Source organism: Marivibrio sp. (assembly GCF_040218065.1).
Taxonomy (GTDB): domain Bacteria; phylum Pseudomonadota; class Alphaproteobacteria; order UBA8366; family Aestuariispiraceae; genus Marivibrio.
On the sequence record NZ_JAVJQE010000003.1, the window covers coordinates 12528 to 39307 of the forward strand.

The following is a 26780-nucleotide window of genomic DNA, read 5'->3' on the forward strand; positions in this document are numbered from 1 at the left end:
CCTAAAATCGGGCGCGCGGCGAGGCAGGACTTGGACACGGCGTACGATCGGGTCTTGGAAAAGCGGGGCGGGTCCCCGCTTTTTTCTTTGCCGGCGCGTCGCGCGTCTCAGCCCCCGCCCCTCGTCTTACAGGACGTCCGCGTAATGATCGGGCACCAGATTCTGGGACTCGTAGGGCGGCCGCTCAGGCGGTTCGTTGTGCAGGGGGCGCGGGGGCAAGCTCATCGGCTCCGGGCGCACGTCGTGGTAGGGAATTTGATCCAACAAATGCCGAATGCAGTTTAGTCTGGCCCGGCGCTTGTCCTCGGCGTCGACGACGTACCACGGCGCCTGTCGGATGTCGGTGTGGGCGAACATCTCATCCTTGGCGCGGGAATAGGCGTCCCAGCGCTTGCGGGATTCGAGGTCGATGCGGCTCAGCTTCCAGCGCCGGGTCGGATCTTCAATGCGCTTCTCCAGCCGGCGCTCCTGCTCGTCCTCGCTGATCGAGAACCAGTACTTCAGCAGAATGATCCCGGAGCGCGTCAGCATGCGCTCGAACTCGGGCGCGCTGCGCAGGAACTCGTGGTACTCCTCCTCGGTGCAGAAGCCCATCACCCGTTCGACGCCCGCCCGGTTGTACCAACTGCGGTCGAGCAACACGATCTCGCCGGCCGACGGCAGTTCTGCGACGTAGCGCTGGAAATACCATTGGGTTTTCTCTCGCTCGGTCGGGACGCCCAACGCGACGATTCGGCAGATGCGCGGGTTCAGACGCTCCGAGATGCGTTTGATGACGCCGCCCTTGCCGGCCGCATCGCGCCCTTCGAACAGCACGACGACGCGCAAGCCTTCGCGATGCACCCAATATTGCAGTTTGGCGAGTTCTACTTGAAGACGGCGCAGTTCGCGCTCATAGAGTTTGCGGCCGAGCCGCTTTCGAGAGGCCTTGGGCCCAGGCTTCGCCGCCGCCTTCTTGGCCGCGCCCTTCTTCGCCGCCGCTTTGCTCTTGTGCGCCATCCGCCCCCGCCTCGCTGTCGCTTTGCCTCTCCGTCGCTTTCACGCCTCAGCGTAAAAGGATTCGCCCGCCTCCATCCAGGGCGGCGAGGTCTCGGCGATGGCGGCGGCGACCGGACAGTCCGCGCGATGCGTTCCCGGCAAGTAGCCGATCGACATAAGAAATTCGCCCGTGATCTCGCCGCCGGTGAAGCGGAAGGTCTTCTTGAAGAGCTTCACCCACTGCGGCTTGGTCAAGGGATGATGGGCGGCGAGCCAGGCCGCGAAGCCGCCGTGGCTCTCCCGGAAGCCCCGGATCACCTGCGCGTTATGGATCGAGGCCTCGATCTTTAGGCGATTGCGGATGATCCCCGGATCGGCCAGCAGCCGCGCGCGTTCCGCCTCGCCGTAGGCGGCGACGCGATCGACCTCGAAGCCGTCATAGGCCGCCTGGAACCCGGCGCGCTTCTTCAGCATCAGACCCCAGTTCAGGCCCGCCTGGTTAATCTCCAGCACCAGGCGCTCGAACAGCTTCGTCTCGTCCGTCTCCGGAAAGCCGTACTCGCGGTCGTGATAGGGTCCGTGCAGCGGATCGCCGATCGCGGTGTCGCAATACCAGGACATGATTTTCCTCCCAATCAGAGCGACAGCGACGGGCGGCTCGACCTGTCATCCCGTCACTCCGCCGTTGGGGAGTCCCCGCGAAGGCGGGGACCTTTCTCAACCGGCGTCGCCGCCGGCGCGATCCGCCTGAGGCCCCCGCCTCCGCGGGGACGCCCAGTGGGTTTCAAGGCGCAATGTTCTCCCGGGCGGGCCCCGGACCTCTGCGGGTCACGCCCCCGGCGGCTTTAAGGTGATGAGGTCGAACGCCACGATCGCCCAGTAGCCGAGGAACAGCAGGGTCGCGAGCGCGGTGGTGATCGCCATCTTCTTGCCGATGCGCGCGAATTTCGGCGCGCCGTGGTCGTGGCCTGCATCCGGGTTGTCGTCGCGCTGCACGCCGAAGGGCAGCACCATGAACAGGACCAGCCACCACAGGATGATGAAAACGACGAAGCCGGATACGGGCCCCATGACTCAGACCTGCTCCAGCTCGACCAGCGTGCCGACGAAGTCCTTCGGATGCAGGAACAGCACCGGCTTGCCGTGGGCGCCGATCTTGGGCTCCCCGTCGCCGAGGACGCGCATGCCGTCGGCCTTTAACTTCTCGGCCGCCGCCTTGATGTCGTCGGTCTCGTAGCAGACGTGATGGATCCCGCCGGCGGGGTTCTTTTCAAGAAACTTGGCGATCGGGCCGCCCTCGCCCAGCGGGTGCAGCAGCTCGATCTTGGTGTTGGGCAACTCGACGAAGACGGTGGTGACGCCGTGTTCGGGCAGATCCACCGGCTCCGAGACCGCAGCGCCGAGCGTGTCGCGATAGAGCGCCGTCGCCGCCGCCAGATCCGGCGCGACGATGGCGACATGGTTGAGCTTCCCGATCATCAGCCTCTCCCCTTCTGACAAACCCCGCTTAGACCCGGATCACATGCACGTCGACCGGCGGATGCTTGCCGGTCAAGGCTTTCAGGCGCTTGCGCACGGCGCGGCGCACGGCCTCGCGGACCTGGCCGTCATCCTGCAACGCGCCGCGGCCCATGCGCTCGACCGTCTCTTCGGCCGTGTCCAGAAGCTCGTCGATGTCCGGGCCGGAGCCGTCGAGCAGCCCCGAGACCGTGATCTGCGCGTCGTCGACCAGCCGGCCCTTACCGTCGAGCGCGACGGTGACGACCGCCTGGCCGTTCCAGGCCATCTTGCGGCGCTGCTTCAGACTCGCGTGGCCCATCGGCAGCAGCCGGTCGCCGTCCAGCATCAGGCGGCCCGCGTAGACCTCGTCGACCACGACCGGGCCGGCGTCGGTCAGTTTCACCATCGCGCCGTTGCGCCCGCAAATGCCGTGCGGCACCTGGCATTCCTGCGCCAGACGGGCGTGCGCCATCATGTGGCGGCTCTCGCCGTGGACCGGGATCGCGATGCGCGGCTTGATCCAACGATACATGTCCGCCAACTCTTCCCGATTGGGGTGGCCGGAGGTGTGGATGTCGGCGTCGCGCGCGGTGATGATGTCGACATGCTTCTCGGCCAGCGCGTTCTGCAGACGGCCGATCGCGACCTCATTCCCCGGGATCTCGCGGCTGGAGAAGATGACCGTATCGCCCTCCCCTAGATCGATATAGGGGTGGTCGTCGCGCGCGATGCGGCTCAGCGCCGCGCGCGGCTCGCCTTGGCTGCCGGTGCAGATCAGCAGCACCTCCTCCTTGGGCAGGCGCGAGGCCTCCTCGTCCGTCAGGAAGGCCGGCAGATCGGAGAGATAGCCCGTCTCGCGCGCCGCGTCGTTCATCCGCCAGAGCGACCGGCCGGCCAGCGCCGGGCGCCGCCCCGCCGCGATCGCCGCCTTGGCCGCCGTCTCAAGCCGCGCGACGTTAGAGGCGAAGCAGGCGATGGCGACGCCGCCGGAGAGGCTCTTGACCAGCTCGATCATGTTCTCGCGCACTTCGCCCTCCGAGCCGGAGCGGCCGGGGGCGAGCGCATTGGTGCTGTCGCACACCATCGCGAGGACGCCTTCCTCGCCGATCTCTATCAGGCGCTTCTCGTCCGTCGTCGCGCCGATCAGCGGATCGGGATCGATTTTCCAGTCCCCGGTGTGCATGACGACGCCCGCCTTGGTGCGCAGGACGACGGCGTTCGGCTCCGGGATCGAGTGGGTCAAGGTTACGAGCTCAAGCTGAAACGGACCCACGTCGAAGGTTCCGCTCAACGGGATCTCGTGGATCGGCACGCGGTTGTGGAGGTCGGTCTCCACCAGCTTGCGCCGCAGCAGGGCGGCGGTGAAGGGAGTGGCGTAGACCGGACACTCGAAGCGCGGCCACAGATACTGCACCGCACCCAGATGATCCTCGTGCGCGTGGGTCAGCACCAGGCCTGCGAGTTCGTCCGTGCGCTCTTCCACAAAGGCGGGGTCGGGGGTCATCACGTCGATTCCCGGCGTCGTGTCGTCGCCGAAGGTGATGCCGCAATCGATCATCAGCCACTTGCCGTCATGGCCGTAGAGATTGAGGTTCATCCCAATCTCTCCCGACCCGCCCAACGGCAGGAACAGCAATTCTTCCGCGCCGGGAACCCCGGCGGCTTCATACCCAGCCATAAACTTTTTCGCCTTTTCTTTCAGTGTTTTGGCGTCAAACCTTCGCGTTTCGCTTATAGATTTCCGCCAGCCCCCGCAAGGTGAGCGACCGGTCGGTCTCCTCGATCACATCCGTCTTTTCCGCGAACAGCTCCGACAGTCCGCCGGTGGCGATCACCTTCATCGGCGCGCCGAATTCGCTTTGCAGGCGGGCGACCATGCCCTCAATCATGCAGACGTAGCCCCAGAAGATGCCGGACTGCATGGCGGTTCTGGTCTCCTTGCCGATATAGGACGGCGGGGCCGCGATTTCGACCAGCGGCAGCTTGGCGGACGCCATATAAAGCGCTTCCAGCGACAGATTGATGCCCGGCGCGATCGCGCCGCCGCAATAGTTGCCGGCGTCGTCCACCACATCGAAGGTCGTCGCGGTGCCGAAATCGATCACGATCAGCGGGCCCCCATAGGTGCGGTTGGCCTCGAAGGCGTTGATCAGCCGGTCGGCGCCGACCTGCTCCGGCCGTTCGATCAGCGCCTCGTTGCCGAGCTTCACGCCGGGATCGCCGATCACCAGCGGCTCGCCTGGAAAATAGCGGCGGCACAGGCTGATCAGGTTGAAGGCGGTCTCCGGCACGACGGAGCCGATGATGCAGCCGGAGATCGCGTCGAGGTCCAAATCGTTGAGCGCCATCAATTCCTTCAGCCAGACAATGTATTCGTCGGCCGTGCGCTTGGGATCGTTGGCGCACCGGAAGGCCTTCAGGAAATCGTCGCCGTCGAAGACGCCGAAGACGACGTTGGTGTTGCCGGAATCGATCGCCAACAGCATGAGGCTACTCCTTCGCGTCCGCGGGGTCTTCCCGCGGGAAATGCACTTCGCCGGCCGAGATTCGCTCGCGCGGGCCCCCGTGGTCCGGTTCGAACGACAGCGCGCCGTCTTCGTCCAAATCGACGAACCGGCCGTCGCGCGGCTCCCGCCCCGCCAATTTCAAGCGCACCGGTCCGCCCAGATGCGCGGCGGCGGCGAGCCAAGCGGCGCGGATCGGCGCGAAGCCTTGATCGCGCCACCGCCGGCGCCAGCGGGCGAAGGCGGCGAGATAGGCCGCCGCCAACGCCGGCGGCGCGACCGCCGCCCCTTCAGCCGACAGGTCGGTGGCGGGAAAGTCCGTCCCCTCCGGGTGGCTGATCAGGTTGACGCCCGTGCCCACGATCACCCACGGCTCCCCCGGGGCGCCGCCGGATTCCAGCAGGACCCCGGCGGTCTTGGCGCCGTTCGCCAGCACGTCGTTCGGCCATTTGAACCGCACGGCGACGCCCTCGGGCGTCAGATGTGAGATCGCTTCGCCCATCGCGACGGCGGCGACGAAGGAAAGTTGCGCGGCGGCGTGAAGCGGGCCGACGTCGCGCAGCAGCAGGCTCATATAGAGATTGCCCGGAGGCGACGCCCAGCGTCGACCGTAGCGACCGCGCCCGGCCGTCTGCTCACCCGCCGCGATCGCGGTTCCGTCGGGCGCGAAGTCGGCCGCCGCTTCCTTCAGCGCGTCGCTGGTGGAGCCGATGGTCTCGACGTAGCGGCAGGTGAAGCCCGGCGGGGCCGCAATCTCCATCCCCTGCCCGCCTTTCGTCCGCCCCGCCTACTGGATCAGCGAGATCGCGGCCACGGCCGCGTTGTCCGCCAACAGCGAGGGATAGAAGATGAAGCCGAGCACGAAGACGGTGGCGACCGCGATGATGGCCTTGAGCCCGCGGGTCTCAACAGGATCGAAGCCTTCCGCCGGCTCGTCGAAATACATCACCTTCACGATGCGCAGGTAGTAGTAGGCCGCGACGACGGAGGAGAGCGCGCCGACGACCGCCAGCACGTAGAGCTCTGCATTGATGGCCGCACGGAAGACGTAGAGCTTCCCGAAGAAGCCCGCCATCGGCGGGACGCCCGCCATCGAGAACATGAACACGAGGAGCGCCGCCGCCATCGCCGGCTTGGTCTTCGCCAAGCCTGCGAGGTCAGAGATGTTCTCCACCATCCGGTCCTTCACCTTCATGCACAAGATGCAGGCGAAGGTCCCGACATTCATGACGAGATAAAGCGCCATGTAGATCAGAACGCCGGTGACGCCCTCTTCCGTGCCGGCGGCGAGGCCGATCAGCGCGTAGCCGATATGGCCGATCGAGCTGTAGGCCATAAGGCGCTTGATGTTGGTCTGCGGAATGGCCGCGAAGGCGCCGAGGATCATTGACGCCGCCGAAACGAACCAGACGATCTGGAACCACTGCCCCACCAGATCGCCGAACGGATCCATCATCACCCGGAGCAGCAGCGCCATCGCCGCCACCTTGGGCGCGACCGCGAAGAAGGCGGTGACCGGCGTCGGCGCGCCCTCATAGACGTCTGGAGTCCACATATGGAACGGCACGGCCGAGACCTTGAAGGCGAGCCCCGCCGCCAGGAAGACGATGCCGACGATCACGCCGGTCGACACCGCGCCGGCGTCGGCGAAATAGGCCGCGAGCGGACCGAACTGCGTCGTCCCGGTGAAGCCGTAGATCAGCGAGGCGCCGTAGAGCAGCAGGCCTGAGCTGAGCGCGCCGAGCACGAAGTATTTCAGCCCGGCCTCGGTCGAGCGCTGACGATCGCGCTGCAGCGAGGCGACGACGTAGAGCGAGAGGCTCTGCAGCTCCAAGCCGATATAAAGCGCGATGAGGTCGTTGGCCGAGACCATCATCAGCATGCCGAGCGTCGCCAGGCAGATCAGCACGGGGTATTCGAACCGGTCCATGCCTTCGCGCCGGATATAGCCTTCCGCCATGATCACGGCGAGCACCGATCCCAGCAGCACGAGCAGCTTCATGAAGACCGCGAACCGGTCGACCACGAACAGGTCGGAGAAGGCCAGCTGAGGCTCGCCGCCGACATAGAGCACCAGGGCCGCGGTCCCGATCAGCGTCGCGACCGAAAGGCCGGAGACGGCCGAAAGCGCGCGCGCCGGCTTCACGAAGACGCCCACCATCAAAAGCGCCAGCGACGCGATCGCGAGGAAGATCTCCGGCAGAGCCGGGGCCATGATCGGCAGGGTGTCCATAATCCTTCAAACCCCTCGCAGGATGCTTGACGTCACTGTCCGGCGGCGGCGGCGACCGGCGCCCCGCCCTCGGCCGCAGCCAGCGCCGCGTTATAGCTTTCCACCAGATGGGCGACCGACACCTCGATCGGGTCGAGGAAGGTGGCGGGATAGATGCCCATCCACAACACCAGCACCGCGAGCGGCGCAAAGATCGCGATTTCGCGCGGGCTGAGGTCGAGCATCTTCTTGAGCTCGTCCTTCGTCAGCGCCCCGAAGATCACTCGGCGGTAGAGATAGAGCATATAGGCCGCGCCGAGGATCATGCCGGTCGCCAGGAAGGCCGCGAGCCAGCTGGAGACCTGGAAGGCCCCGACGAGGATCAGAAACTCGCCGACGAACCCGCTCGTGCCGGGCAGCCCGACGGACGCCATGGTGAACAGCATGAAGACGAGCGCATAGCGCGGCATGTTGGTCGCGAGTCCGCCGTAGCGGTCGATGTCGCGGGTGTGCAGCCGGTCGTAGATCACGCCGACGCACAGGAACAGCGCGCCCGAGACCAGCCCGTGGCTCAACATCTGGATGATCGAGCCCGCGATCGCCTGCTCGTTGACCGAGAAGATCGCCGCCGTGACGAAGCCCATATGGGCGATCGAGCTGTAGGCGATCAGCTTCTTCATGTCGGTCTGCACGAGGGCCACCAGCGAGGTGTAGACGACCGCTACGCAGGAAAGCGTGAAGACCAGCGGGGCGTAGACCTCCGAGGCGAGCGGCATCATCGGCAGCGAGAAGCGCAGAAAGCCGTAGCCGCCCATCTTCAAGAGCACGCCCGCCAGAATGACGGAGCCGGCGGTCGGCGCCTCGACATGCGCGTCCGGCAGCCAGGTGTGGACCGGCCACATCGGCACCTTGACCGCGAAGCTGGCGAAGAAGGCGAGCCACATCCACAGCTGCATTTCGCGCGGGAAGCCGGTCGCCATTAGCGTCGGAATGTCCGTCGTGCCGGCGTAGAAATACATCGCCAACACCGCCAACAGCATCAGGATCGAGCCCAGCAGCGTGTAGAGGAAGAACTTGAACGCCGCGTAGATGCGCCGCGGACCGCCCCACACGCCGATGATGACGAACATCGGGATCAGGACCGCCTCGAAGAAGATGTAGAAGACCAGGATGTCGAGCGCGCAGAACATCCCGACCATCATGGTCTCGAGCGCCAGGAAGGCGATCATGTACTCGCGCACGCGGTTCTTGATCGCCTCCCAGCTGGCGAGGATGCACAGCGGGGTCAGCAGCGTCGACAGCAGCACGAACCACACGGAGATCCCGTCGACGCCCATGTGGTAGGCGATGCCGAACGAGGGCAGCCACTCCGCCCGCTCGACGAACTGGAAGTCGGACGAGCCGTAATCGAAGTTGATGACCAAAAAAAGCGACAGGAAGAAGACGACGACGGAGGTCCAGAGCGCCGTGTGACGGGCGTTGCGCGCGACCTCGGCCTCCTCGCCGCGGATCATCAGGATGCCCAACGCGCCGATCAGCGGCGTGAAGGTCACCAGAGACAGGATCGGCCAATCGAGTTCGTTCATGACGACGCTCCCCTCACCGGCCGAAGAACATGTAGAAGCTGACCAACAGCACCACGCCGATCAGCATCGCGAAGGCGTAGTGATAGACGTAGCCGGTCTGCAACAGGCTTATTCCCTTCGCGGTGCGCTGGGCGGTCTGCGCCACCCCGTCGGGGCCGAAGCCGTCGATCACGCGCCCGTCGCCCTTTTTCCACAGCACACGGCCGATCCAGAAGGCGGGCCGCACGAACAGGAAATTGTACAACTCGTCGAAGTACCATTTGTTCAGGCTAAACCGATAGAGCGGCCCCAGGAATTCGCCCCATTTGCGCCCGCGCTCCAGCCCGCGGGCGTAAATCGCATAGGCGAGCGCGATGCCGACCAGCCCGAAGGCGAGCGGCGCCGACTTAACCCAGAAGGGCGCATGGTGCGCGTTCTCAAGCGCCGTATGCTCCTCCAGGATCAGGATCGAATCGCGCCAGAAGCCGTCCATGCCGTCGCCGACGAACCACGGATAGAAGGCGAAGCCCGAGACCACCGCGCCGACCGCCAGGATCGCGAGCGGAATGGTCATGACCGGCGGGCTTTCGTGGATGTGCGCCATCGTCTTCTCGTCGGCGCGCGCGGGTCCGTGGAAGGTCATCAGCAGCAAGCGCCAGCTGTAGAAGGCGGTCATCAAGGCGGCGATCAGCCCCAGCCAGAAGGCGTAGTTCCCAAGCGCGCTGTGCGCGCCCCACGCGGCCTCGAGCACGATGTCCTTGGAGTGGAAGCCGGCGAAGCCGATCACGCCCGGAATGCCGATTCCGGCGAGCGACAGCGAGCCGATCCACATCATGGCGTAGGTGAATTTGATGTGTTTCGCGACGCCGCCCATCTTGCGCATGTCCTGCTCGTCGGAGAGCGCGTGGATGACCGAGCCCGCGCCGAGGAACAGCAGCGCCTTGAAGAAGGCGTGTGTCGTCAGGTGGAACATGGCGGCCGGATAGGCGCTGACCCCGGCGGCGAAGAACATGTAGCCAAGCTGCGAACAGGTCGAATAGGCGATGACGCGCTTGATGTCGTTTTGCGTCAGCCCGACCGTAGCCGCGAAGAAGGCCGTCGACGCGCCGACGAAGGTGACGACGCCCAGCGCCACGTCCGAATATTCGAACAACGGCGACATGCGGCAGACCAGGAAGACGCCCGCCGTCACCATGGTGGCGGCGTGGATCAGCGCCGAGACGGGCGTCGGCCCCTCCATCGCGTCCGGCAGCCAGGTGTGCAGGCCGAGCTGCGCCGACTTGCCCATCGCGCCCAGGAACAGCAGCAGGCAGATCGCGGTGATCGCATCGACCTCCGCGCCGAACACGCTGATCGTGGTCCCGACCACGTCGGGGACCTGCGCGAAGATGGTGTCGAGCTCGACCGAGCCGAAGACGACGAAGCAGGCGAAGATGCCCAGACCGTAGCCGAAATCGCCGACCCGGTTGACCAGAAAGGCCTTGATCGCGGCCGCGTTGGCGCTCGGGCGCTGATACCAGAAGCCGATCAGCAGATAGGAGGCGAGGCCGACGCCCTCCCAGCCGAAGAACATCTGCACCAGATTGTCCGCCGTCACCAGCATCAACATCATGAAGGTGAACAGGCTGAGATACGCCATGAAGCGGGGCTTCGAGGGGTCGTGGCTCATGTAGCCGATCGAATAGACGTGAACGAGCGCCGAGACCGTCGTCACGACGATCAGCATCACCGCCGTCAGCGTGTCGATCCTGAGCGCCCAGTCGAAGGCGAAGTCGCCGACGACGACCCAACGGAACAGCGTGATGGTGCGCTCGGCCCCCTGCCCGCCGAATCCGACCTGGAACAGCGTGATCCAGCTCAGGATCGCGGCGGCGATCACGAAGCTGCAGGTCACCAGATTGGCGAACCGGTCGCCGCCCAGGAAACGGCTGAAGAAGCCCGCCAGAACGGCGGCCGCCAACGGCAGGAATACGATCGCGGCTTGCATGATCCGACCTCGAGCCCCCTCAGCCCTTCATCTGATTGACGTCCTCGACCGAGATCGAGGCGCGATTGCGGTAGAAGCAGACCAGGATGGCGAGCCCGATCGCCGCCTCCGCGGCGGCGACCGTCAGGATCAACATGGCGAACACCTGTCCGACGAGGTCCTGCATGTAGGCGGAGAACGCGACCAAGTTGATGTTGACCGCGAGCAGCATGAGCTCAATCGACATCAGGATGATGATGACGTTGCGCCGGTTCAGGAAAATCCCGAACAGCCCCAGCGAAAACAGGATCGCCGCCACCGTCAGATAATGTTCGAGGCCGACCGCCATATCGTCGAAATCCTTATCTTCCCCGCGCGTCGCCGACTCAGATGCCGGCGCCGCTGGAAACCTTGACCGTCTTCACTTCGTCCTTGGACGAACGCGCCACCTGGTCGGCGATCTTTTGGCGCTTCACGCCCTCGCGGTGGCGCAGGGTGAGGACGATCGCCCCCACCATCGCCACCAGCAGCACCAGCCCCGCCCCTTGGAACAGGTAGACGTATTCGGTGTAGACCAGATTGCCGAGCGCGCGCGTGTTGTGCATCTCGGCCAGCGCCGGCGTCGGCGCCGCCCCTTGGCCGGCCATCGCCGGGTCGAAGCGCCAGGCGCCGACCACCAGCAGGATTTCCGTCAGCAGCACCACGCCGACGGCCCCGCCGATCCCGGCGTAACGCTGCGCGCCGCGGCGCATGTCGCGGAAATTGATGTCCAGCATCATCACCACGAACAGGAACAGCACCGCCACCGCGCCGACATAGACCACCAGGAGAATCATGGCGAGGAATTCGGCGCCGGTGAGCAGGAACAGCCCGGCGGCGTTGAAGAAGGTCAAGATCAGGTAGAGCACCGAATGCACGGGATTGCGCGCGGCGATGACCATGAAGGCCGCCGCCACCGCGATGAAGGCGAACAGATAGAAAAAGATCGCCTCAAGTCCTGTCAGCATGGGTTCCCCCAATTCTCCGCCGCGGAAACGTCCCGCATCATTCCGGCCTTTCGCCCCAGGCGAAAACCGCGTTGTCCTTAGACCAGCCGTCCGCGCCCGTCCATGTCGAATGGCTATCTGTAGGGCGAGTCCAACGCAATGTTGCGCGCGATCTCGCGTTCCCAGCGATCGCCATTGGCGAGCAGCTTGTCCTTGTCGTAGTAGAGTTCCTCGCGCGTCTCGGTCGCGAACTCGAAATTCGGCCCCTCCACGATCGCGTCGACCGGGCAGGCCTCCTGGCAGAAGCCGCAATAGATGCACTTCACCATGTCGATGTCGTAGCGCACGGTGCGCCGGGTGCCGTCATTGCGCCGCGGCCCGGCCTCGATGGTGATCGCCTGGGCGGGGCAGATCGCCTCGCACAGCTTGCAGGCGATACAGCGCTCCTCCCCGTTGGGATAGCGGCGCAGCGCATGCTCGCCGCGAAAGCGGGGCGACACCGGCCCCTTCTCGTGGGGATAGTTGAGCGTGTGCTTGGGCGCGAAGAACTGCCGCATGGCCAGGAAGAACGCGCCGACGAATTCCTTCAAAAGCAGCGACTTTGCGGCTTGGGCGAGCGCTGACATGACTATTCTCCAGCAATCAACGGGGCGATGAAAAAGCCCACGATCGGCAAGAGCACGAGCTGGCTCAGGCCGGTGATGTTCAAGACGCGCTTGGTCTCCGGCAGATCGACGCGCTGGGCCAGAAGCCGCAGCAGCGCGAGGTCGGCCACCGCGATCACGAGCCCGACAAGGGCGCCGATGAGGCCCGCGCCCATCCTAAGCCACCAGTCCGGTGAATTTCAGGAAGGCGGCGGTGGCGACCACCATGAACAGCGAGATCGGCAAAAACACCTTCCAACCGAGGCGCATCAACTGGTCGTAGCGATAGCGCGGCACGATCGTCTTCACGATGGCGAAGAAGAAGAAGACGAAGCAGATCTTGAGCATGAACCAGACGATGCCGGGCACCCAGGTGAAGGGCGCGAAATCGAACGGCGGCAGCCACCCGCCCAGGAACAGGATCGTCATCAGTGCGCACATCAGCATGATGGCGACGTATTCGCTGAGCATGAACAGCAGGTACGGCGTCGAGGAATATTCGATCATGTGGCCGGCGACCAGCTCCGATTCGGCCTCGACCAGGTCGAAGGGCGGCCGGTTGGTTTCCGCCAGGGCGGAGATGAAGAAGATCACGAACATCGGGAACAGGCCGAGCCAGTGCCAGTCCAGAAAACTGTTGGGCAGGCCGGCCATGGTGCCCAGGCCGTCGCGCTGCGACAGGACGATGTCGGTCAGGTTGAGCGAGCCGACGGCCAGAAGCACGGTGACGATGACGAAACCGATCGAGACCTCGTAGGACACCATCTGCGCGGCCGAGCGTAGCGCGCCGAGGAAGGGATATTTGGAGTTCGAGGCCCAGCCGGCCATGATCACGCCATAGACCTCGAGCGAGGAGATGGCGAAGATGTAGAGAATGCCGACATTGATGTTGGCGATCACCCAGTTTTCGTCGAACGGCACCACGGCGAAGGTGGCCAACGCCAGCACGGTGGTAACCAGCGGCGCCAGCAGGAACACGCCCTTGTTGGCGCCCGACGGGATCACCGGCTCCTTGACGACGAATTTCAGCAGATCGGCGAAGGATTGCAGCAGCCCCCAGGGGCCGACGACGTTGGGACCGCGCCGCAGCATCACCGCCGCCCAGATCTTGCGGTCGGCGTAGAGAATGAACGCGATGAAGACCAAAAGCGCGACGATGACCAGCAGGGACTGGCCGACGATGATCAGCCCCGGCAGTACGTAGGTGGTGAAGAAGAGGTCCATCGTCATGCCTTACTCAGCCGCCTGCTTGAAGCCGCCCCTGGCCATGGCGGAACATTCCGCCAGCACGGCCGAGGCGCGGGCGATCGGGTTGGTGAGATAAAAATCGGCCACCGAGGAAGTGAGCGCGCTCTTGTTGAGGCGCCCGCCGGCGGAGGCCAGCCTGGCGACATCGGCCGGGTCGCCGGCCGCGATCCGGTCGATCTCGGCGAAATGCGGATGGGCCCGGTAGAGCGCGGCGCGCAATTGCTGCAGCGAATCGAACGGCAGTTTCTTGCCGAGCACGTCGGACAGCGCCCGCAGGATCGCCCAGTCCTCCTTCGCCTCGCCCGGCGCGAAGCCGGCGCGATTGGTCATCTGCACCCGACCCTCGGTGTTGACATAGGTGCCGGACTTTTCGGCATAGGTCGCGCCCGGCAGGATGACGTCGGCGCGATGCGCGCCGGCATCGCCATGGCTGCCTATATAGACGGTGAAGGCGTCGCCGATCCGGTTCATGTCGAACTCGTCGGCGCCGAGCAGGACCAGGACGTCGAGCGCACCCATCATCTCGGCCGCGCTCTTGCCGCCGGCCTGCGGCACGAAACCGAGATCGAGCCCGCCGACGCGCGCGGCGGCGGTGTGGAGCACACCAAAACCGTTCCAGTCCGCGCCGAGCGCGCCGCATCCGTCGGCGACCCTGGCGGCGAGCCCGAGCAGGGCCGCGCCGTCGGAACGGGAAAGCGCGCCCTGCCCCACGATCACCATCGGCCGCTTGGCCTTCTTCAAAACCTGGAAGAACTTGCCCTTGCCGCCGGCAAGCTCCTTGAGCGCCTCACCGCCGGAACCCAGCGCCTCGTAGTCGTAGCGCAGATCGCCGACCTCGCCGACGACGCCGACCGGAAAACCGCCCATGCGCCAGCGCTTGCGGATGCGGGCGTTGAGCACGGAGGCCTCGAAACGCGGATTGGCGCCGACGATCAACAGCGCGTCGGCCTGTTCGATGCCCTCGATGGTGGGGTTGAACAGATAGCCGGCGCGGCCCTTTTCCGGATCGAGCGCGGCGCCGTCCTGGCGGCAGTCGATATTGCCCGAACCGAGCGCGGCCATCAGCTGCTTGAGCGCAAACATCTCCTCGACCGTCGACAGATCGCCGGCGATCGCGCCGATGCGCTCGGCCGGAGCGGCAGCGATTTTTTCGGCGATCGCGGCAAAGGCCTCGCTCCACGACGCCGGCGCGAGCCGGCCGTTGCGGCGGATATAGGGGCGGTCAAGACGCTGGGTGCGGATACCGTCCCACACGAAGCGGGTCTTATCGGAGATCCACTCCTCGTTCACCTGTTCGTTGACGCGCGGCAGAATGCGCATCACCTCGCGGCCGCGCGTGTCGACCCGGATCGCGGAGCCGACCGCGTCCATGACGTCGATCGATTCGGTCTTGGACAATTCCCACGGCCGGGCCTGGAACGCGTAGGGCTTGGAGGTCAGCGCGCCGACCGGGCACAAATCGATGACATTGCCCTGGAGCTCGGAGGTCATCGCCTGTTCGAGATAGGTGGTGATCTCGGCGTCCTCGCCGCGGCCGATCAGGCCGAGTTCGGAAATGCCGGCAACTTCGGTGGTGAAGCGGACGCAACGCGTGCAGTGGATGCAGCGCGTCATGATCGTCTTGACCAGCGGGCCGATATATTTGTCCTCAACGGCGCGCTTGTTTTCCTTGTAGCGCGAGGAATCGACGCCGAAGGCCATGGCCTGGTCCTGCAGGTCGCATTCGCCGCCCTGGTCGCAGATCGGGCAGTCGAGCGGGTGGTTGATGAGCAGGAACTCCATCACCCCCTCGCGCGCCTTCTTGACCATCGGCGTGTTGGTGAACACTTCCGGCAGTTCGCCGTTCGGGCCCGGGCGCAGGTCGCGCACGCCCATGGCGCAGGAGGCGGCCGGCTTGGGCGGCCCGCCCTTCACCTCGACCAGGCACATGCGGCAATTGCCGGCGATCGACAGCCGCTCGTGGAAGCAGAAGCGCGGCACTTCCGCGCCCGCGTCCTCCGCCGCCTGAAGCAGCGTGTAGTGATCGGGCACCTCGATTTCCTTGCCGTCGACCTTGAGTTTCGTCATCTCGTGCCCCCGGCGCCGAACGCCGTTTCGTCATCCAATTGCCGAGGCAGCCCCCGGCCTTTCGCCTAGTTGCCGTTGCCGGCTGACAGTTTCCTGGCCTGGCCGCGCCAGTCATCCCGCTCGATGCGGCCCCTGAAGCCGAACTCCTCGTCGAGACGCGCGATCTCCTCGTCGGTGAGCGCGGCGATCTGGGCATAGCGGCGAATGCCGCGCCGGTTCAAGACCTGCTCGAGCTTCGGGCCGACGCCCGAAATCGCCTTGAGATCGTCGGCGGCAGTCTCAGCCGCCGGTGCCGCCGCGTCCTCATCGCGCGCCTTGCGCGCTTCGGCGGCGGCGGTCACCCGCGCCGCATCGTCGGCGACCGCGCGCGCCACCTTGCCGCTGGTTTCGGCGAGGTCGCGGGCCGCGTGCTCGACATCGGCGGCCAGCGTCTCGACGACGGCACGCATGCGCGCGCGCGGCGAGGCCGGCGTCTTGTAGGCCGGTTCGGCGGCGGCCTCGTTGTCAGCCAGGCTGCGTTCGGACAGCCGCCTTGCCGCCTCCATGGAGCCCGCGACGGTTCCCATCCACAGGCCGAAGGCGTGGCCGGCCACGCCGATGCCGATCGCCGTCATCGCCGCCGTGGCGGCCAAAGGATGGGCGGCCAGATTGACGGCGCCGCGAAACTCCTTCGGCATCAGCTCGGAAAAATCCTGCGTCATCTTTTCCAATCCGGTTTCCACTTCCATCACATCAGGCCGCACCGCGCGGGGCTTGAAATCGAACGACATGGCCTGTCTCCTTTCGCTTCACCGCCCCGGTCGTTACCCGTCCCTTTCCAGTGCGTGTCCGTGACGTCTTGTCAGACCTTCATTCGGCCGCCACCAGCGCCGGGCGGGCGCTGTCGGCATTGCGTGAAAACTCGTCGATGCGGCGCTCGATTTCCGGACGGAAATGGCGCACCAGACCCTGGATCGGCCAGGCCGCCGCGTCGCCCAGCGCGCAGATCGTGTGACCCTCGACCTGCTTGGTGACGTCGAGCAGCATGTCGATCTCGCGCTTCTGCGCCTCGCCGCGCACCAGCCGCTCCATCACGCGCCACATCCAGCCGGTGCCCTCGCGGCAGGGCGTGCACTGGCCGCAGCTTTCGTGCTTGTAGAAATAAGACAGCCGCGCGATCGCCTTCACGATGTCGGTCGACTTGTCCATGACGATGACGGCGGCGGTGCCGAGACCGGATTTCAGGTCGCGCAGACCGTCGAAATCCATTGGCGCGTCGACGATCTCATGCGCCGGCACCAGCGGCACCGACGAGCCGCCGGGAATGACGGCGAGCAGATTGTCCCAGCCGCCGCGAATACCGCCGCAATGGGTCTCGATCAGTTCGCGGAAGGAAATCGACATCTCCTCCTCGACCGTGCAGGGCGCGTTGACGTGGCCGGACACGCAAAACAGCTTCGTGCCGGCGTTGTTCTGGCGGCCGAAGGAGGAGAACCAGGCCGCGCCGCGGCGCAGGATGGTCGGCGCGACCGCGATCGATTCGACATTGTTGACGGTCGTCGGGCAGCCATAAAGACCGACATTGGCCGGGAATGGCGGCTTCAGCCGGGGCTGGCCCTTCTTGCCCTCGAGGCTTTCCAGCAGCGCCGTTTCCTCGCCGCAAATATAGGCGCCGGCGCCGTGATGGACAAAAACGTCGAAATCCCAGCCGTTCTTGTTGTTCTTGCCGAGCAGGCCGGCGTCATAGGCCTCGTCGATGGCGCGCTGCAGCGCCTCGCGCTCGCGGATGAACTCGCCGCGCACATAGATGTAGGCGGCGTGCGCGCCCATGGCGAAGCCGGCGATCAGGCAGCCCTCGACCAGCGTATGCGGGTCGTGGCGCATGATGTCGCGGTCCTTGCAGGTGCCGGGCTCGGACTCGTCGGCATTGACGACCAGATAATGCGGCCGGCCGTCCGACTGCTTGGGCATGAAGGACCATTTCAGCCCGGTCGGGAAGCCGGCGCCGCCGCGGCCGCGCAGGCCGGAGGCCTTCATCTCGTCGATGATCCAGTCGCGGCCCTTGGCGATCAGGCCCTTGGTGCCGTCCCAGTGGCCGCGCGCCATCGCGCCCTTCAACGAGGTGTCGAAGCGGCCGTAAATATTGGTGAAGATGCGGTCCTTGTCTTGCAGCATGACTGTCTCCTCACCTCGGCTTCTTGCCGAAGACGCGGACATATTCGGCTTCGCCGCCCTTGGCGAGCGCCTTGGCCTGCTTGATCCAGTCCTCGCGCTCGATGCGGCCGTGGAATTTCAAGAAACCATCGACCCAGGCGCGCTCGGCCTTGGTCCAGCGCGCGACCTGGGCATAGGTGAAGATGCCGAGCTCGTGCAGGGTCTTTTCGATCTTCGGTCCGACGCCCGAAATCAGGCGTAGATCGTCGGGCGCGGCCGGGCGCTCCATGCCGATCGGACGGTCCTTGTCGAGCAGAGACGGTTTTTGCGGCTTGGCGCTCGCCGACTTGGCGGGCGCCGCGCTAGCCTTGCGCGGCTTGTCGGCGGGTTCGGCCTTGTTGGCCGCGCGCCGATCACCCTTCGGCGCCGACACGCCGGCCGCCTTCTCGCCATTGGCGCTCGCCTTGACCCTGGACGGGGTCTTGAGCGCCGGGCTGGTCTCGACCGCGGCGGTCTTCGGCCTGGCCGCCTTGGACGGCGGCACCGGATCGCGCCTGGCCTTGCCGGCCGCGGACGGCCTGGCGCGCGTCGCCTTCAAAACCGCCTTCTCGTCGGTCAGGCTGGTGAAGCCGGTTTCAGGCGCGGAGAAGAAACGCTCGTTCTGCGGACCGGTCCTGACGTCCTTGCCGTTGCCGGCCTCGAAGGCGTCGATGATCTCGCCGAGACGCTCGGGCGTCAGGTCCTCGTAGCTGTCCTTGAAGATCATGATCATCGGCGCGTTCACGCAGGCGCCGAGACATTCGACCTCTTCCCACGACAAGGTGCCGTCGGCATTGGTGTGGAACGGCTCGGGGTGGATCTTGTCGCGACACACCTGCATCAGCGCCTCGGCGCCGCGCAACATGCACGGCGTGGTGCCGCAGACCTGGACATGGGCTCGGGCGCCGACCGGCTTCAGCTGGAACTGGGTGTAGAAGGTGGCGACCTCGAGCGCGCGGATATAGGGCATGTCGAGCATGTCGGCGATCGTCTCGATCGCGGCGCGCGTGACCCAGCCTTCCTGCTCCTGGGCGATCATCAAAAGCGGGATGACGGCGGACTGCTCACGCCCCTTGGGATATTTCTTGACCCATTTCTTCGCCTCCGCCGCGTTTGCCCGGTTGAAGGCGAAGGCGGCTGGCTGAATGGCTGGCTCTGCGAGACGGCGGACGCTCATTTATCTGTCGACCTCTCCGAAAACGATGTCGAGGGAGCCGAGAACGGCGGAGACGTCGGCCAGCATATGGCCGCGGCACAGAAAATCCATCGCCTGCAAATGGGCAAAGCCCGGCGCGCGCAGCTTGCAGCGATAGGGTTTGTTGGAGCCGTCGGAGACGAGATAGACGCCGAACTCGCCCTTCGGCGCCTCGACGGCGGCATAGACCTCGCCCTCGGGCACCCGATAGCCCTCGGTGTAAAGCTTGAAATGATGGATCAGGGCTTCCATCGAGCGTTTCATGGCGGCGCGCTTGGGCGGCACGACCTTGCCGTCGGTGTTGGAAACCGGCCCGGTCTTCTGGGCGCCGAGCAGGCGGTCGACGCACTGGCGCATGATGGCGGCCGACTGGCGCATCTCCTCCATGCGGATCAGATAGCGATCGTAGCAATCACCGTTCTTGCCGATCGGGATCGAGAATTCCATCTCCGAATAACATTCGTAGGGCTGCGCCTTGCGCAGGTCCCAGCGCGCGCCCGAACCGCGCACCATGACGCCGGAAAAACCCCAGTCCCAGGCATCGTCGAGCTTGACCACGCCGATGTCGACATTGCGCTGCTTGAAGATGCGGTTGGCGGTCAGGAGATCGTCGAGATTCTTGACCGTGGTCATGAACGGATCAATCCAGTTGCCGATGTCCTCGACGAGCTGGTCGGGAATGTCCTGATGCACGCCGCCGGGGCGGAAATAGGCGGCATGCATGCGCGCCCCGCAGGCGCGCTCGTAAAACACCATCAGCTTCTCGCGCTCCTCGAAGCCCCACAAAGGCGGGGTGAGCGCGCCGACGTCCAGCGCCTGGGTGGTGATGTTCAACAGATGCGACAGGATGCGGCCGATCTCGGAAAACAGCACCCGGATCAGCTGCCCGCGCTTGGGCACCTCGATCTCCAGCAGCCGCTCGACGGCGAGCGCGAAGGCATGTTCCTGATTCATCGGCGCGACATAGTCGAGCCGGTCGAAATAAGGCACGGCCTGCAGATAGGTCTTGTGCTCGATCAGCTTTTCGGTGCCGCGATGCAGAAGGCCGATATGCGGATCGACGCGCTCGACCACCTCGCCGTCGAGCTCCAGCACCAGGCGCAACACGCCGTGCGCGGCGGGATGCTGCGGGCCGAAATTGATGTTGAAATTGCGGACGGAATGCTCGGTCATTGCGCGCCCTCGCTGGATTTCGGCGCAAACATCGCGAAAACCTCGGCCTCGGTCATGGTGCGCGTCTCGTTGGCGAAACTGTAATTGGCAGGCTTGCGATCGATGAAGATCTGGCTGTCGAAGCGGAACGATCCGGCATCGTCGAACGCGTGGATCGACACGTGCTGATTGGCGCCGTCCTGGGTCTGCCACAGAAGGGTCGCGCCACAGGACCGGCAGAAAAGCCGCTCGCCCCAATCCGAGCCGCGATAGCGCCCGAGCGCGTCCTCAGCCTCGAAACGCACACTCGTGCCGCAGTCGGTCGACATGAAGGTACCGCCCGTCCAGCGCCGGCACATGCCGCAATGACACACGCCCATGGTCTCGCCGACCGGGATCGCGGTAAAGCGCACCGCGCCGCAAAGACATTGTCCGTTGAGCGTCGTCATCGGTCGATCACCCCTGCCCGAACAGCGCGCCGCCGCCAAACAGCCACAGCGCCAGCCCGGCGACGGTCAACGCCACCAAAATCCTGCCGACCGTGTCGTTGACGAACGGACGGCCCGCGATCCGCGTCCACACATACCACACCGCGCCGACCACGATCGCCGCGAGAAGGATGAGAACGACAAGGCGCGCCATGGCGGTCCGTCCCCATCATTTGGCCTTCTCGTCGCCGGGCAGCACGTAGTCGGTGCCTTCCCAGGGCGAGAGGAAATCGAAGTTGCGGAATTCCTGCTTCAGCTCGACCGGCTCGTAGACGACGCGCTTGGCCTCGTCGTCGTAGCGCACCTCGACGAAGCCCGTCAGCGGAAAATCCTTGCGCAGGGGGTGGCCCTCGAAACCGTAATCGGTCAGCAGGCGGCGCAGGTCGGGATGGCCCGAAAACAGAATGCCGTAAAGGTCATAGGCCTCGCGTTCGAACCAGTCCGCGCCGCGATAGACCGGCGTGGCGGAGGGAACGGGGGTGTCCTCGTCGGTCAGGACGCGAACGCGCACGCGCATGTTCTGGCGCGGCGACATGAGATGATAGACCACGTCGAAGCGCTTGTCGCGCGACGGGTAGTCGACGCCGCAAATGTCGATGAGGCTGACGAACTGGCACTGGACGTCGCGCTTGAGGAAGGCGAGCACTTCCAGCACATCGCCCGCCGCCACCGTCAGCGTGAGTTCGCCGAAGGCCACGACGGCGTCCTCGATGCGCCCGTCGAGGCGTTCGGACACGTAGGCAGCCAGGTCTTTCAGCGCTTCGCTCATTTGCCGATCCCGTATTCAGCGCTCGATCGTGCCGGTGCGGCGGATCTTCTTTTGCAGAAGCAGGATGCCGTAAAGCAGCGCCTCCGCGGTGGGCGGGCATCCGGGCACATAGATGTCGACCGGCACCACACGGTCGCAGCCACGCACCACCGAATAGGAATAATGATAATAGCCGCCGCCATTGGCGCACGAGCCCATAGAAATGACGTAACGCGGCTCGGGCATCTGGTCGTAGACCTTGCGCAGCGCCGGCGCCATCTTGTTGGTCAGCGTGCCGGCCACGATCATGACGTCGGACTGGCGCGGGCTGGCGCGCGGCGCGACGCCGAAGCGTTCGGCGTCGTAGCGCGGCATGGAGACATGCATCATCTCGACCGCGCAGCAGGCCAGACCGAACGTCATCCACATCAGCGAGCCGGTGCGCGCCCAGGTGACGAGCGATTCCGAAGAGGTGACGAGGAAGCCCTTGTCTGCCAACTCGCTGTTGATGTCGCCGAAAAACGCGTCGTCGGCGCCGATCGGCTTGCCCGTGTTGGGGTCGATGATGCCCTTGGGCCGCGGCGCGACGAGGGTGTCTGAACCGGTGGTCAATCCCATTCCAGAGCTCCCTTCTTCCATTCGTAGATAAAGCCGATCGTCAGGACGGCAAGGAAGATCATCATCGACCAGAAACCGAGCCAGCCGATCTCGCCGAACGACACCGCCCAGGGAAACAGGAAGGCGACCTCGAGGTCGAAGATGATGAACAGGATCGACACCAGGTAGAACCGGACGTCGAACTTCATGCGCGCGTCGTCGAAGGCGTTGAAGCCGCATTCATAAGCGGAGAGTTTTTCGGGATCCGGGTTCTGATAGGCGACGATGAAGGGGGCCGCCAGCAGGGCAACGCCGATGACAAGCGCCACGCCGATGAAAATCACGATCGGGAGATATGAAACGAGGAGTTCGTTCATTGCCCAGCCTTCCGGAGCCTTTCCGCGCCTTTTGCCGCCCTTCGGCGCGCTCAAGGCGCCGAAAATCGTCGGGCGACGCGACGGACTTCATGCTCATGTTGCAACGCGGCGACGGTTAGCGCAGCCGTCACAGCGAAGCAAGTCAAACCTTGGCAAAATCACGGCAGAGCCGCACGGTCCACCATTAACCGCCCCGGATGCAGAGACAGGCGTCGCCACGTCCGGCTTCTGGTGACAGCCATGGCAGGAACAAGGCCTGCCGGAACCGCTTGCGGGTTGACGGGACGGGATACGCGTCGTCTCGTCGCACGATCTTCGACCGTCAACGGGACCAAACGATATCCAATGAAGGACACGCTGTCGCTCGCCGCCGCACGGCGCATCGCGCTCGCCGCGCAGGGCTTTGCCGATTCGCGACCGCCGCGCGTCGCCGATTTCCGCGCCGTCAGGCGGGTTCTGCGCCATACTGGACTGCTGCAGATCGATTCCGTCAGCGCGGTGGTGCGGGCGCACTATATGCCGGCCTTCTCGCGACTCGGCCCCTACCCGATGGCGCTGATCGACCAGGCTGCGTGGAAACGCCCGCGCCGTCTGTTTGAATATTGGGCGCACGAAGCCTCGCTGCTGCCGGTCGAGATGTGGCCCTATATGCAGTGGCGGATGGAAAAGGCGCGCCGCCATCAGGGCATCTACAAGGGGCTGGCCGAATTCGCGCGGCAAAACCGCGCCTATATCGAGCGCATTTACCAGGAGGTCGCCACGCGCGGACCGATCGCGGCATCCGATTTCGAGGACCAGAAGGGCAGCGGCGGCTGGTGGGGCTGGAGCGAGGTCAAACACGCGCTGGAGTGGCTGTTCTGGGTCGGCCGGATCACGACCGCGACGCGCCGCGGGTTCGAACGTCTCTACGATCTTCCGCAACGGGTGATTCCCGCTGCGATCCACGATGCGCCAACGCCCGAGCCGGCAGAGGCGATCCGCCATCTTCTGCGCGTGTCGGCGCGCGGGCTGGGCGTGGCCACGGCCGCCGATCTGCGCGACTATTTCCGGCTGTCGCCGAAAGACGCCGATCCGCGGCTTGCCGAGTTGGTGGAGGCCGGCGACCTGCTGCCGGTGCGCGTCGAAGGCTGGTCGCAGAAAGCCTTTCTGACCAAGGACGCGCGCATGCCACGCCGCGTCGGCGGCCAGGCGCTGCTGGCGCCGTTCGATCCGCTGGTGTGGGAACGCAGCCGCACGCAAAGACTGTTCGGCTTCCGCTACCGCATCGAGATCTACACGCCCGCCGACCAGCGGGTGCACGGCTATTACGTGCTGCCGTTCCGGCTCGGCGAGGCGATTGTGGCGCGCCTTTGTATCAAGGCCGACCGCGCGGCGGCGACGCTGCGGGTCAACACCGCATTCGCCGAGCCGCATGCGCCGGCCCATACCGCCGAGGCGCTGGCCGGCGAACTGCGCAGCCTGGCGCATTGGCTGGGTCTGGAACGGGTCGAGACGCTGGCAACCGGCGACCTGGCCGCGCCGCTTGCCGAGGCGCTGCGCAAAGGCTGAGAGCGGGTCAGGAAGTCCTACAGAACGCAGAAAGGCGCGGCGACCTTGGTCGCCACGCTGCCTTGATAGATTTTTGTCGAACGACGGACCAGTCGACGGCGCGCGGAACGCCGGGCCGACCTCCGCGCCAGACCCTGGAGCCGCCCTGCTCTTCACCGAAGCGCAGACCGGCTCCTCCCTGTCGCCTCAGCGCGTTTGCGAACGGCGAACCGGTTTCCGCTTCGCCTGGAAACGCTTCAGCCGATCTTGCGCACACGCGCCTTGCGGGCGGCGTAACGCGCGTCACGCTTGGCCTTGAGGGCGGCGTCGTCGACGAGGCTCTCGGCACGCTTGGCCAATTCCTCGGCGCGGCGCTGCTGCTCCAGGCGACGCTCTTCTTCCTCGCGCGCCAGTCGCTCGGCCTCGAGCGCGGCCTCGCGTTCGGCCTTCAGGCGCGCCTCTTCGGCGCGCTTGGCCTGCCGCTCGGCTTCTCGTTGCTTGCGGCGCTGTTCACGCGCCTCCGCAATCGCCTTGCGCTCGGCGATGCGAGCCTGCACGGCCGGGTCGTCTTCGCTGGGTCTGTTTTTGAACTTTTCCAGAAGCGCGGCCTTGGCGGCCATCGCGTCGTTGCGTCTTTGGACGAAATCCTTGTCCTGCTTCTTCAATTCCAACCTTTGATCTTTCTGCTGGTCCTATTGCGGGCGCATACATGCTGCGTGGGGAATTCCGGATCAAGCCCCCAAGACGATCTTTTTGACCGTCCGACCGAATTAGACGCCATTCACGGCGTATGAGACCGGCCACAGCCGGCGCGCCGTAGGCGACATCAATCGTGGATTATTGCCGGTGCGGGCTCGAATAGGGATCGCCGCCGCCATTGCTGTGCCGGGGCCGATCACCGCGACGGAGATCACCGGCTTCCACATAGGCCATCTCGATCAGGTAAGCCAGCATTTCCAAGCGCTCGGCCTCGGCCATGGTCCGCAACTGCGCCAGCATCGACTGGATGAAGTCCAGCGTCTCGGCTCTGCGGTGGGTCCGGTTCTGCGTCATCGCGAAAAGGCCAGCACCTTTCGTCTAGCGTATTCGATACAAGATGATCCGTGCGTTGCAGCGTGTCCCGGCGTCGGAACGCGGCTGGCGCCGGCTGCCCCCCCGGAACCGGCCTGCCGCCGCTCCCGCGCCTTCGAAGATACACTTAGCATCGTCACCTTAGGTTGTAAATGTTGTTAAATACAACCAATAGCCAATCACCGGTTGCCGGTCGAGCTATTTGGGGGCCGGGACTTGACCCCGCCCGAAAGCCCCGCCATGTGACGCACAGATTTGGCCCAGGAACGGCGTGCATGGAGATATTCCGGCGCCAGCGGCGCCACAGGGACATCGCGTAAAACATGGACGTCGTCATCGTCGAATCGCCGGCCAAGGCGAAAACAATCAACAAATATCTCGGCGGGGGCTACAAGGTCCTGGCGTCGTTCGGCCATGTGCGCGACCTGCCGGCCAAGGACGGCTCGGTGCTGCCGGACGAGGATTTCGCCATGTCGTGGCAGGTCGACGGCCCCTCCTCCAAGCGCCTGAGCGATATCGCCAAGGCGGTCAAGGAGGCCGACGGCCTGGTGCTCGCCACCGACCCCGATCGCGAGGGCGAGGCGATTTCCTGGCACGTCCTGGAAGTGCTGCGCCAGAAACGCGCCCTGAAGGACAAGCCGGTACGCCGCGTGGTGTTCAACGCGATCACCAAAAAGGCCGTACTCGACGCGATGGCCAATCCGCGCGACATCGACGTTCCGCTGGTCGACGCCTATCTCGCCCGGCGCGCGCTCGACTATCTGGTCGGCTTCACGCTGTCGCCGGTGCTGTGGCGCAAGCTGCCCGGCGCCCGCTCGGCCGGGCGCGTCCAGTCGGTGGCGCTAAGGCTGGTGTGCGACCGCGAAGCGGAAATCGAACGCTTCGTGCGGCAGGACTATTGGCAGATCGCCGCCGGCCTGACGACGCCGCGCCAGGACGGTTTCGAGGCCCGCCTGACCGCGTTCCACGGCAAGAAACTGCAAAAGCTCGACATAGACAGCCAGGACCAGGCCGACACCATCAAGGCGATGCTGGACGCAGCCTCGTTCACGGTCGCCGACGTCGAAGCCAAGCCCACCCGCCGCAATCCACCGCCGCCGTTCACCACTTCGACCCTGCAGCAGGCCGCCTCCTCGCGCATGGGGTTTTCGGCCTCGCGCACCATGCAGGTCGCGCAACGGCTTTATGAGGGTCTGGAAGTCGACGGCGAAACGACCGGCCTGATCACCTATATGCGGACCGACGGCGTCCAGATCGCCCCGGAGGCGATCGACGCGGCCCGCGGCGCGATCGCCGACACGTTCGGCGCCTCCTACGTGCCCGACAAACCCAGGGTCTATTCCACCAAGGCCAAGAACGCCCAGGAAGCGCACGAGGCGATCCGGCCGACGGATTTTTCGCGCACGCCCGACCAGATGCGCGCGATCCTGGATCACGATCAGGCGCGGCTTTACGAACTGGTGTGGAAGCGCGCCATCGCCAGCCAGATGAACGCCGCCGAGATCGAACGCACGACCGTGGAGATCGAAGCGCGCGAGGGCAGCCGCACGGCGGGCCTGCGCGCCGTCGGCTCGGTGGTCAAGTTCGACGGCTTCCTGGCCGCCTATGCCGACCGGCGCGACGAGGACAGCGACGACGAGGAAGATCGCCGGCTGCCGCAGATCATCGCCGGCGAGACGGTGGCCCGCGACAAGATCGACGTGACAAAGCACACGACCGAACCGCCGCCGCGCTATTCGGAAGCCTCGCTGATCAAGAAGATGGAAGAGCTCGGCATCGGCCG

Annotated in this window: 29 protein-coding genes; 2 read left to right on the forward strand and 27 right to left on the reverse strand. The window is 65.4% G+C overall.

The features are described from left to right. Positions 1–126 precede the first annotated feature (126 nt). The 25 genes from ppk2 to RIB45_RS01440 all read right to left on the reverse strand — a co-directional run bounded on the left by ppk2 (position 127) and on the right by RIB45_RS01440 (position 22399). A complete protein-coding gene (ppk2, locus tag RIB45_RS01320) occupies positions 127–999 on the reverse strand; it encodes a polyphosphate kinase 2 (protein WP_350047966.1) in 873 nt (290 codons plus the stop codon). 39 nt (positions 1000–1038) lie between these two features. Then, positions 1039–1599: a DNA-3-methyladenine glycosylase I gene (locus tag RIB45_RS01325; protein ID WP_350047968.1), complete on the reverse strand. Its 561-nt coding sequence runs from the start codon at positions 1597–1599 to the stop codon at positions 1039–1041. Between the two features lie 207 nt (positions 1600–1806). Next, the gene (locus RIB45_RS01330; RefSeq protein WP_350047970.1) at positions 1807–2049 is read right to left on the reverse strand and encodes a DUF1467 family protein; all 243 of its coding nucleotides are present in this window, start codon (positions 2047–2049) and stop codon (positions 1807–1809) included. A gap of 3 nt (positions 2050–2052) precedes the next feature. Then, positions 2053–2457: a methylmalonyl-CoA epimerase gene (gene mce / locus RIB45_RS01335; protein WP_350047972.1), complete on the reverse strand. Its 405-nt coding sequence runs from the start codon at positions 2455–2457 to the stop codon at positions 2053–2055. Positions 2458–2485: 28 nt separating this feature from the next. After that, complete coding sequence (locus tag RIB45_RS01340; protein ID WP_350047974.1) at positions 2486–4156, reverse strand: ribonuclease J; 1671 nt, start codon at positions 4154–4156, stop codon at positions 2486–2488. Positions 4157–4190: 34 nt separating this feature from the next. Then, positions 4191–4964, reverse strand: a complete 774-nt coding sequence (locus RIB45_RS01345; protein ID WP_350047976.1) for a type III pantothenate kinase — start codon at positions 4962–4964, stop codon at positions 4191–4193. Between the two features lie 4 nt (positions 4965–4968). Continuing rightward, complete coding sequence (locus RIB45_RS01350; RefSeq protein ID WP_350047978.1) at positions 4969–5742, reverse strand: biotin--[acetyl-CoA-carboxylase] ligase; 774 nt, start codon at positions 5740–5742, stop codon at positions 4969–4971. A gap of 27 nt (positions 5743–5769) precedes the next feature. Beyond that, complete coding sequence (nuoN, locus tag RIB45_RS01355; RefSeq protein WP_350047980.1) at positions 5770–7215, reverse strand: NADH-quinone oxidoreductase subunit NuoN; 1446 nt, start codon at positions 7213–7215, stop codon at positions 5770–5772. Between the two features lie 32 nt (positions 7216–7247). Next, a complete protein-coding gene (locus RIB45_RS01360; RefSeq protein WP_350047982.1) occupies positions 7248–8780 on the reverse strand; it encodes an NADH-quinone oxidoreductase subunit M in 1533 nt (510 codons plus the stop codon). A 13-nt stretch (positions 8781–8793) separates the two neighbouring features. Continuing rightward, positions 8794–10746 carry an NADH-quinone oxidoreductase subunit L gene (gene nuoL / locus RIB45_RS01365; protein WP_350047984.1) on the reverse strand — a complete coding sequence of 651 codons (1953 nt, stop codon included), beginning with the start codon at positions 10744–10746 and terminating at the stop codon, positions 8794–8796. A 19-nt stretch (positions 10747–10765) separates the two neighbouring features. Further along, on the reverse strand, positions 10766–11074 hold the full coding sequence (gene nuoK, locus RIB45_RS01370) for an NADH-quinone oxidoreductase subunit NuoK (RefSeq protein WP_350047986.1): 309 nt from the start codon (positions 11072–11074) through the stop codon (positions 10766–10768). A gap of 37 nt (positions 11075–11111) precedes the next feature. Then, positions 11112–11732 carry an NADH-quinone oxidoreductase subunit J gene (locus RIB45_RS01375; protein ID WP_350047988.1) on the reverse strand — a complete coding sequence of 207 codons (621 nt, stop codon included), beginning with the start codon at positions 11730–11732 and terminating at the stop codon, positions 11112–11114. A gap of 113 nt (positions 11733–11845) precedes the next feature. After that, positions 11846–12337 (reverse strand): NADH-quinone oxidoreductase subunit NuoI, encoded by a 492-nt coding sequence (gene nuoI, locus RIB45_RS01380; protein ID WP_106569611.1) that lies wholly within the window; start codon positions 12335–12337, stop codon positions 11846–11848. Between the two features lie 2 nt (positions 12338–12339). Beyond that, positions 12340–12531 carry a hypothetical protein gene (locus RIB45_RS01385; protein WP_350047991.1) on the reverse strand — a complete coding sequence of 64 codons (192 nt, stop codon included), beginning with the start codon at positions 12529–12531 and terminating at the stop codon, positions 12340–12342. Position 12532: 1 nt separating this feature from the next. Further along, positions 12533–13579 carry an NADH-quinone oxidoreductase subunit NuoH gene (gene nuoH / locus RIB45_RS01390; protein WP_106569974.1) on the reverse strand — a complete coding sequence of 349 codons (1047 nt, stop codon included), beginning with the start codon at positions 13577–13579 and terminating at the stop codon, positions 12533–12535. Positions 13580–13588: 9 nt separating this feature from the next. Beyond that, positions 13589–15670, reverse strand: a complete 2082-nt coding sequence (gene nuoG / locus RIB45_RS01395) for an NADH-quinone oxidoreductase subunit NuoG (RefSeq protein WP_350047993.1) — start codon at positions 15668–15670, stop codon at positions 13589–13591. A gap of 65 nt (positions 15671–15735) precedes the next feature. Next, positions 15736–16440 (reverse strand): helix-hairpin-helix domain-containing protein, encoded by a 705-nt coding sequence (locus RIB45_RS01400; protein ID WP_350047995.1) that lies wholly within the window; start codon positions 16438–16440, stop codon positions 15736–15738. Positions 16441–16519: 79 nt separating this feature from the next. Beyond that, positions 16520–17824: an NADH-quinone oxidoreductase subunit NuoF gene (gene nuoF / locus RIB45_RS01405; RefSeq protein ID WP_350047997.1), complete on the reverse strand. Its 1305-nt coding sequence runs from the start codon at positions 17822–17824 to the stop codon at positions 16520–16522. Between the two features lie 10 nt (positions 17825–17834). After that, positions 17835–19019: an NADH-quinone oxidoreductase subunit E gene (locus RIB45_RS01410; RefSeq protein ID WP_350047999.1), complete on the reverse strand. Its 1185-nt coding sequence runs from the start codon at positions 19017–19019 to the stop codon at positions 17835–17837. Beyond that, entirely contained in the window at positions 19020–20210 is a 1191-nt protein-coding gene (locus RIB45_RS01415; RefSeq protein WP_350048001.1) for an NADH-quinone oxidoreductase subunit D, read from the reverse strand. It abuts the gene before it with no gap. Further along, entirely contained in the window at positions 20207–20638 is a 432-nt protein-coding gene (locus RIB45_RS01420; RefSeq protein ID WP_350048003.1) for a GFA family protein, read from the reverse strand. The genes RIB45_RS01415 and RIB45_RS01420 overlap by 4 nt, the downstream gene beginning before the upstream one ends. 7 nt (positions 20639–20645) lie before the next feature. Continuing rightward, complete coding sequence (locus RIB45_RS01425) at positions 20646–20831, reverse strand: hypothetical protein (RefSeq protein ID WP_350048005.1); 186 nt, start codon at positions 20829–20831, stop codon at positions 20646–20648. Positions 20832–20846: 15 nt separating this feature from the next. Next, entirely contained in the window at positions 20847–21446 is a 600-nt protein-coding gene (locus RIB45_RS01430) for an NADH-quinone oxidoreductase subunit C (RefSeq protein WP_350048007.1), read from the reverse strand. A 15-nt stretch (positions 21447–21461) separates the two neighbouring features. After that, positions 21462–22043, reverse strand: a complete 582-nt coding sequence (locus tag RIB45_RS01435) for a NuoB/complex I 20 kDa subunit family protein (RefSeq protein WP_156713887.1) — start codon at positions 22041–22043, stop codon at positions 21462–21464. Beyond that, the gene (locus RIB45_RS01440; RefSeq protein ID WP_350048019.1) at positions 22034–22399 is read right to left on the reverse strand and encodes an NADH-quinone oxidoreductase subunit A; all 366 of its coding nucleotides are present in this window, start codon (positions 22397–22399) and stop codon (positions 22034–22036) included. Before RIB45_RS01440 ends, RIB45_RS01435 begins: the two co-directional genes overlap by 10 nt. Positions 22400–22744: 345 nt before the next feature. On the opposite strand from RIB45_RS01440, the gene RIB45_RS01445 reads away from it, so the two are divergent. Next, on the forward strand, positions 22745–23947 hold the full coding sequence (locus RIB45_RS01445) for a winged helix-turn-helix domain-containing protein (protein ID WP_350048010.1): 1203 nt from the start codon (positions 22745–22747) through the stop codon (positions 23945–23947). Positions 23948–24183: 236 nt separating this feature from the next. Here the strand turns inward: RIB45_RS01445 and RIB45_RS01450 are convergent, their stop codons facing one another. Both RIB45_RS01450 and RIB45_RS01455 read right to left on the reverse strand, forming a co-directional pair. Beyond that, positions 24184–24597: a DUF6481 family protein gene (locus RIB45_RS01450; protein ID WP_275068993.1), complete on the reverse strand. Its 414-nt coding sequence runs from the start codon at positions 24595–24597 to the stop codon at positions 24184–24186. A 166-nt stretch (positions 24598–24763) separates the two neighbouring features. Further along, the gene (locus tag RIB45_RS01455; protein ID WP_350048012.1) at positions 24764–24979 is read right to left on the reverse strand and encodes a hypothetical protein; all 216 of its coding nucleotides are present in this window, start codon (positions 24977–24979) and stop codon (positions 24764–24766) included. 341 nt (positions 24980–25320) lie between these two features. Between RIB45_RS01455 and topA the strand changes: the two genes are divergently transcribed. Next, positions 25321–26780: type I DNA topoisomerase (topA, locus tag RIB45_RS01460; protein WP_350048014.1), on the forward strand; the 1460-nt coding region annotated here is incomplete at its 3' end.

What these genes read in the sequence shown, in the direction of transcription:
- nuoL (WP_350047984.1), bottom strand. Translation starts at nt 10,746, where the DNA reads ATGCAAGCCGCGATCGTATTCCTGCCGTTGGCGGCCGCCGTTCTGGCG.
- nuoF (WP_350047997.1), bottom strand. Translation starts at nt 17,824, where the DNA reads ATGCTGCAAGACAAGGACCGCATCTTCACCAATATTTACGGCCGCTTC.
- RIB45_RS01445 (WP_350048010.1), top strand. Translation starts at nt 22,745, where the DNA reads ATGAAGGACACGCTGTCGCTCGCCGCCGCACGGCGCATCGCGCTCGCC.
- RIB45_RS01360 (WP_350047982.1), bottom strand. Translation starts at nt 8,780, where the DNA reads ATGAACGAACTCGATTGGCCGATCCTGTCTCTGGTGACCTTCACGCCG.
- RIB45_RS01455 (WP_350048012.1), bottom strand. Translation starts at nt 24,979, where the DNA reads ATGACGCAGAACCGGACCCACCGCAGAGCCGAGACGCTGGACTTCATC.
- RIB45_RS01375 (WP_350047988.1), bottom strand. Translation starts at nt 11,732, where the DNA reads ATGCTGACAGGACTTGAGGCGATCTTTTTCTATCTGTTCGCCTTCATC.
- RIB45_RS01325 (WP_350047968.1), bottom strand. Translation starts at nt 1,599, where the DNA reads ATGTCCTGGTATTGCGACACCGCGATCGGCGATCCGCTGCACGGACCC.
- RIB45_RS01330 (WP_350047970.1), bottom strand. Translation starts at nt 2,049, where the DNA reads ATGGGGCCCGTATCCGGCTTCGTCGTTTTCATCATCCTGTGGTGGCTG.
- RIB45_RS01440 (WP_350048019.1), bottom strand. Translation starts at nt 22,399, where the DNA reads ATGAACGAACTCCTCGTTTCATATCTCCCGATCGTGATTTTCATCGGC.
- RIB45_RS01420 (WP_350048003.1), bottom strand. Translation starts at nt 20,638, where the DNA reads ATGACGACGCTCAACGGACAATGTCTTTGCGGCGCGGTGCGCTTTACC.
- RIB45_RS01430 (WP_350048007.1), bottom strand. Translation starts at nt 21,446, where the DNA reads ATGAGCGAAGCGCTGAAAGACCTGGCTGCCTACGTGTCCGAACGCCTC.
- nuoH (WP_106569974.1), bottom strand. Translation starts at nt 13,579, where the DNA reads ATGGACCTCTTCTTCACCACCTACGTACTGCCGGGGCTGATCATCGTC.
- RIB45_RS01425 (WP_350048005.1), bottom strand. Translation starts at nt 20,831, where the DNA reads ATGGCGCGCCTTGTCGTTCTCATCCTTCTCGCGGCGATCGTGGTCGGC.
- RIB45_RS01385 (WP_350047991.1), bottom strand. Translation starts at nt 12,531, where the DNA reads ATGGGCGCGGGCCTCATCGGCGCCCTTGTCGGGCTCGTGATCGCGGTG.
- ppk2 (WP_350047966.1), bottom strand. Translation starts at nt 999, where the DNA reads ATGGCGCACAAGAGCAAAGCGGCGGCGAAGAAGGGCGCGGCCAAGAAG.
- nuoK (WP_350047986.1), bottom strand. Translation starts at nt 11,074, where the DNA reads ATGGCGGTCGGCCTCGAACATTATCTGACGGTGGCGGCGATCCTGTTT.
- RIB45_RS01400 (WP_350047995.1), bottom strand. Translation starts at nt 16,440, where the DNA reads ATGTCGTTCGATTTCAAGCCCCGCGCGGTGCGGCCTGATGTGATGGAA.
- nuoI (WP_106569611.1), bottom strand. Translation starts at nt 12,337, where the DNA reads ATGTCAGCGCTCGCCCAAGCCGCAAAGTCGCTGCTTTTGAAGGAATTC.
- nuoN (WP_350047980.1), bottom strand. Translation starts at nt 7,215, where the DNA reads ATGGACACCCTGCCGATCATGGCCCCGGCTCTGCCGGAGATCTTCCTC.
- RIB45_RS01415 (WP_350048001.1), bottom strand. Translation starts at nt 20,210, where the DNA reads ATGACCGAGCATTCCGTCCGCAATTTCAACATCAATTTCGGCCCGCAG.
- RIB45_RS01340 (WP_350047974.1), bottom strand. Translation starts at nt 4,156, where the DNA reads ATGGCTGGGTATGAAGCCGCCGGGGTTCCCGGCGCGGAAGAATTGCTG.
- RIB45_RS01350 (WP_350047978.1), bottom strand. Translation starts at nt 5,742, where the DNA reads ATGGAGATTGCGGCCCCGCCGGGCTTCACCTGCCGCTACGTCGAGACC.
- RIB45_RS01410 (WP_350047999.1), bottom strand. Translation starts at nt 19,019, where the DNA reads ATGAGCGTCCGCCGTCTCGCAGAGCCAGCCATTCAGCCAGCCGCCTTC.
- RIB45_RS01435 (WP_156713887.1), bottom strand. Translation starts at nt 22,043, where the DNA reads ATGGGATTGACCACCGGTTCAGACACCCTCGTCGCGCCGCGGCCCAAG.
- nuoG (WP_350047993.1), bottom strand. Translation starts at nt 15,670, where the DNA reads ATGACGAAACTCAAGGTCGACGGCAAGGAAATCGAGGTGCCCGATCAC.
- mce (WP_350047972.1), bottom strand. Translation starts at nt 2,457, where the DNA reads ATGATCGGGAAGCTCAACCATGTCGCCATCGTCGCGCCGGATCTGGCG.
- RIB45_RS01345 (WP_350047976.1), bottom strand. Translation starts at nt 4,964, where the DNA reads ATGCTGTTGGCGATCGATTCCGGCAACACCAACGTCGTCTTCGGCGTC.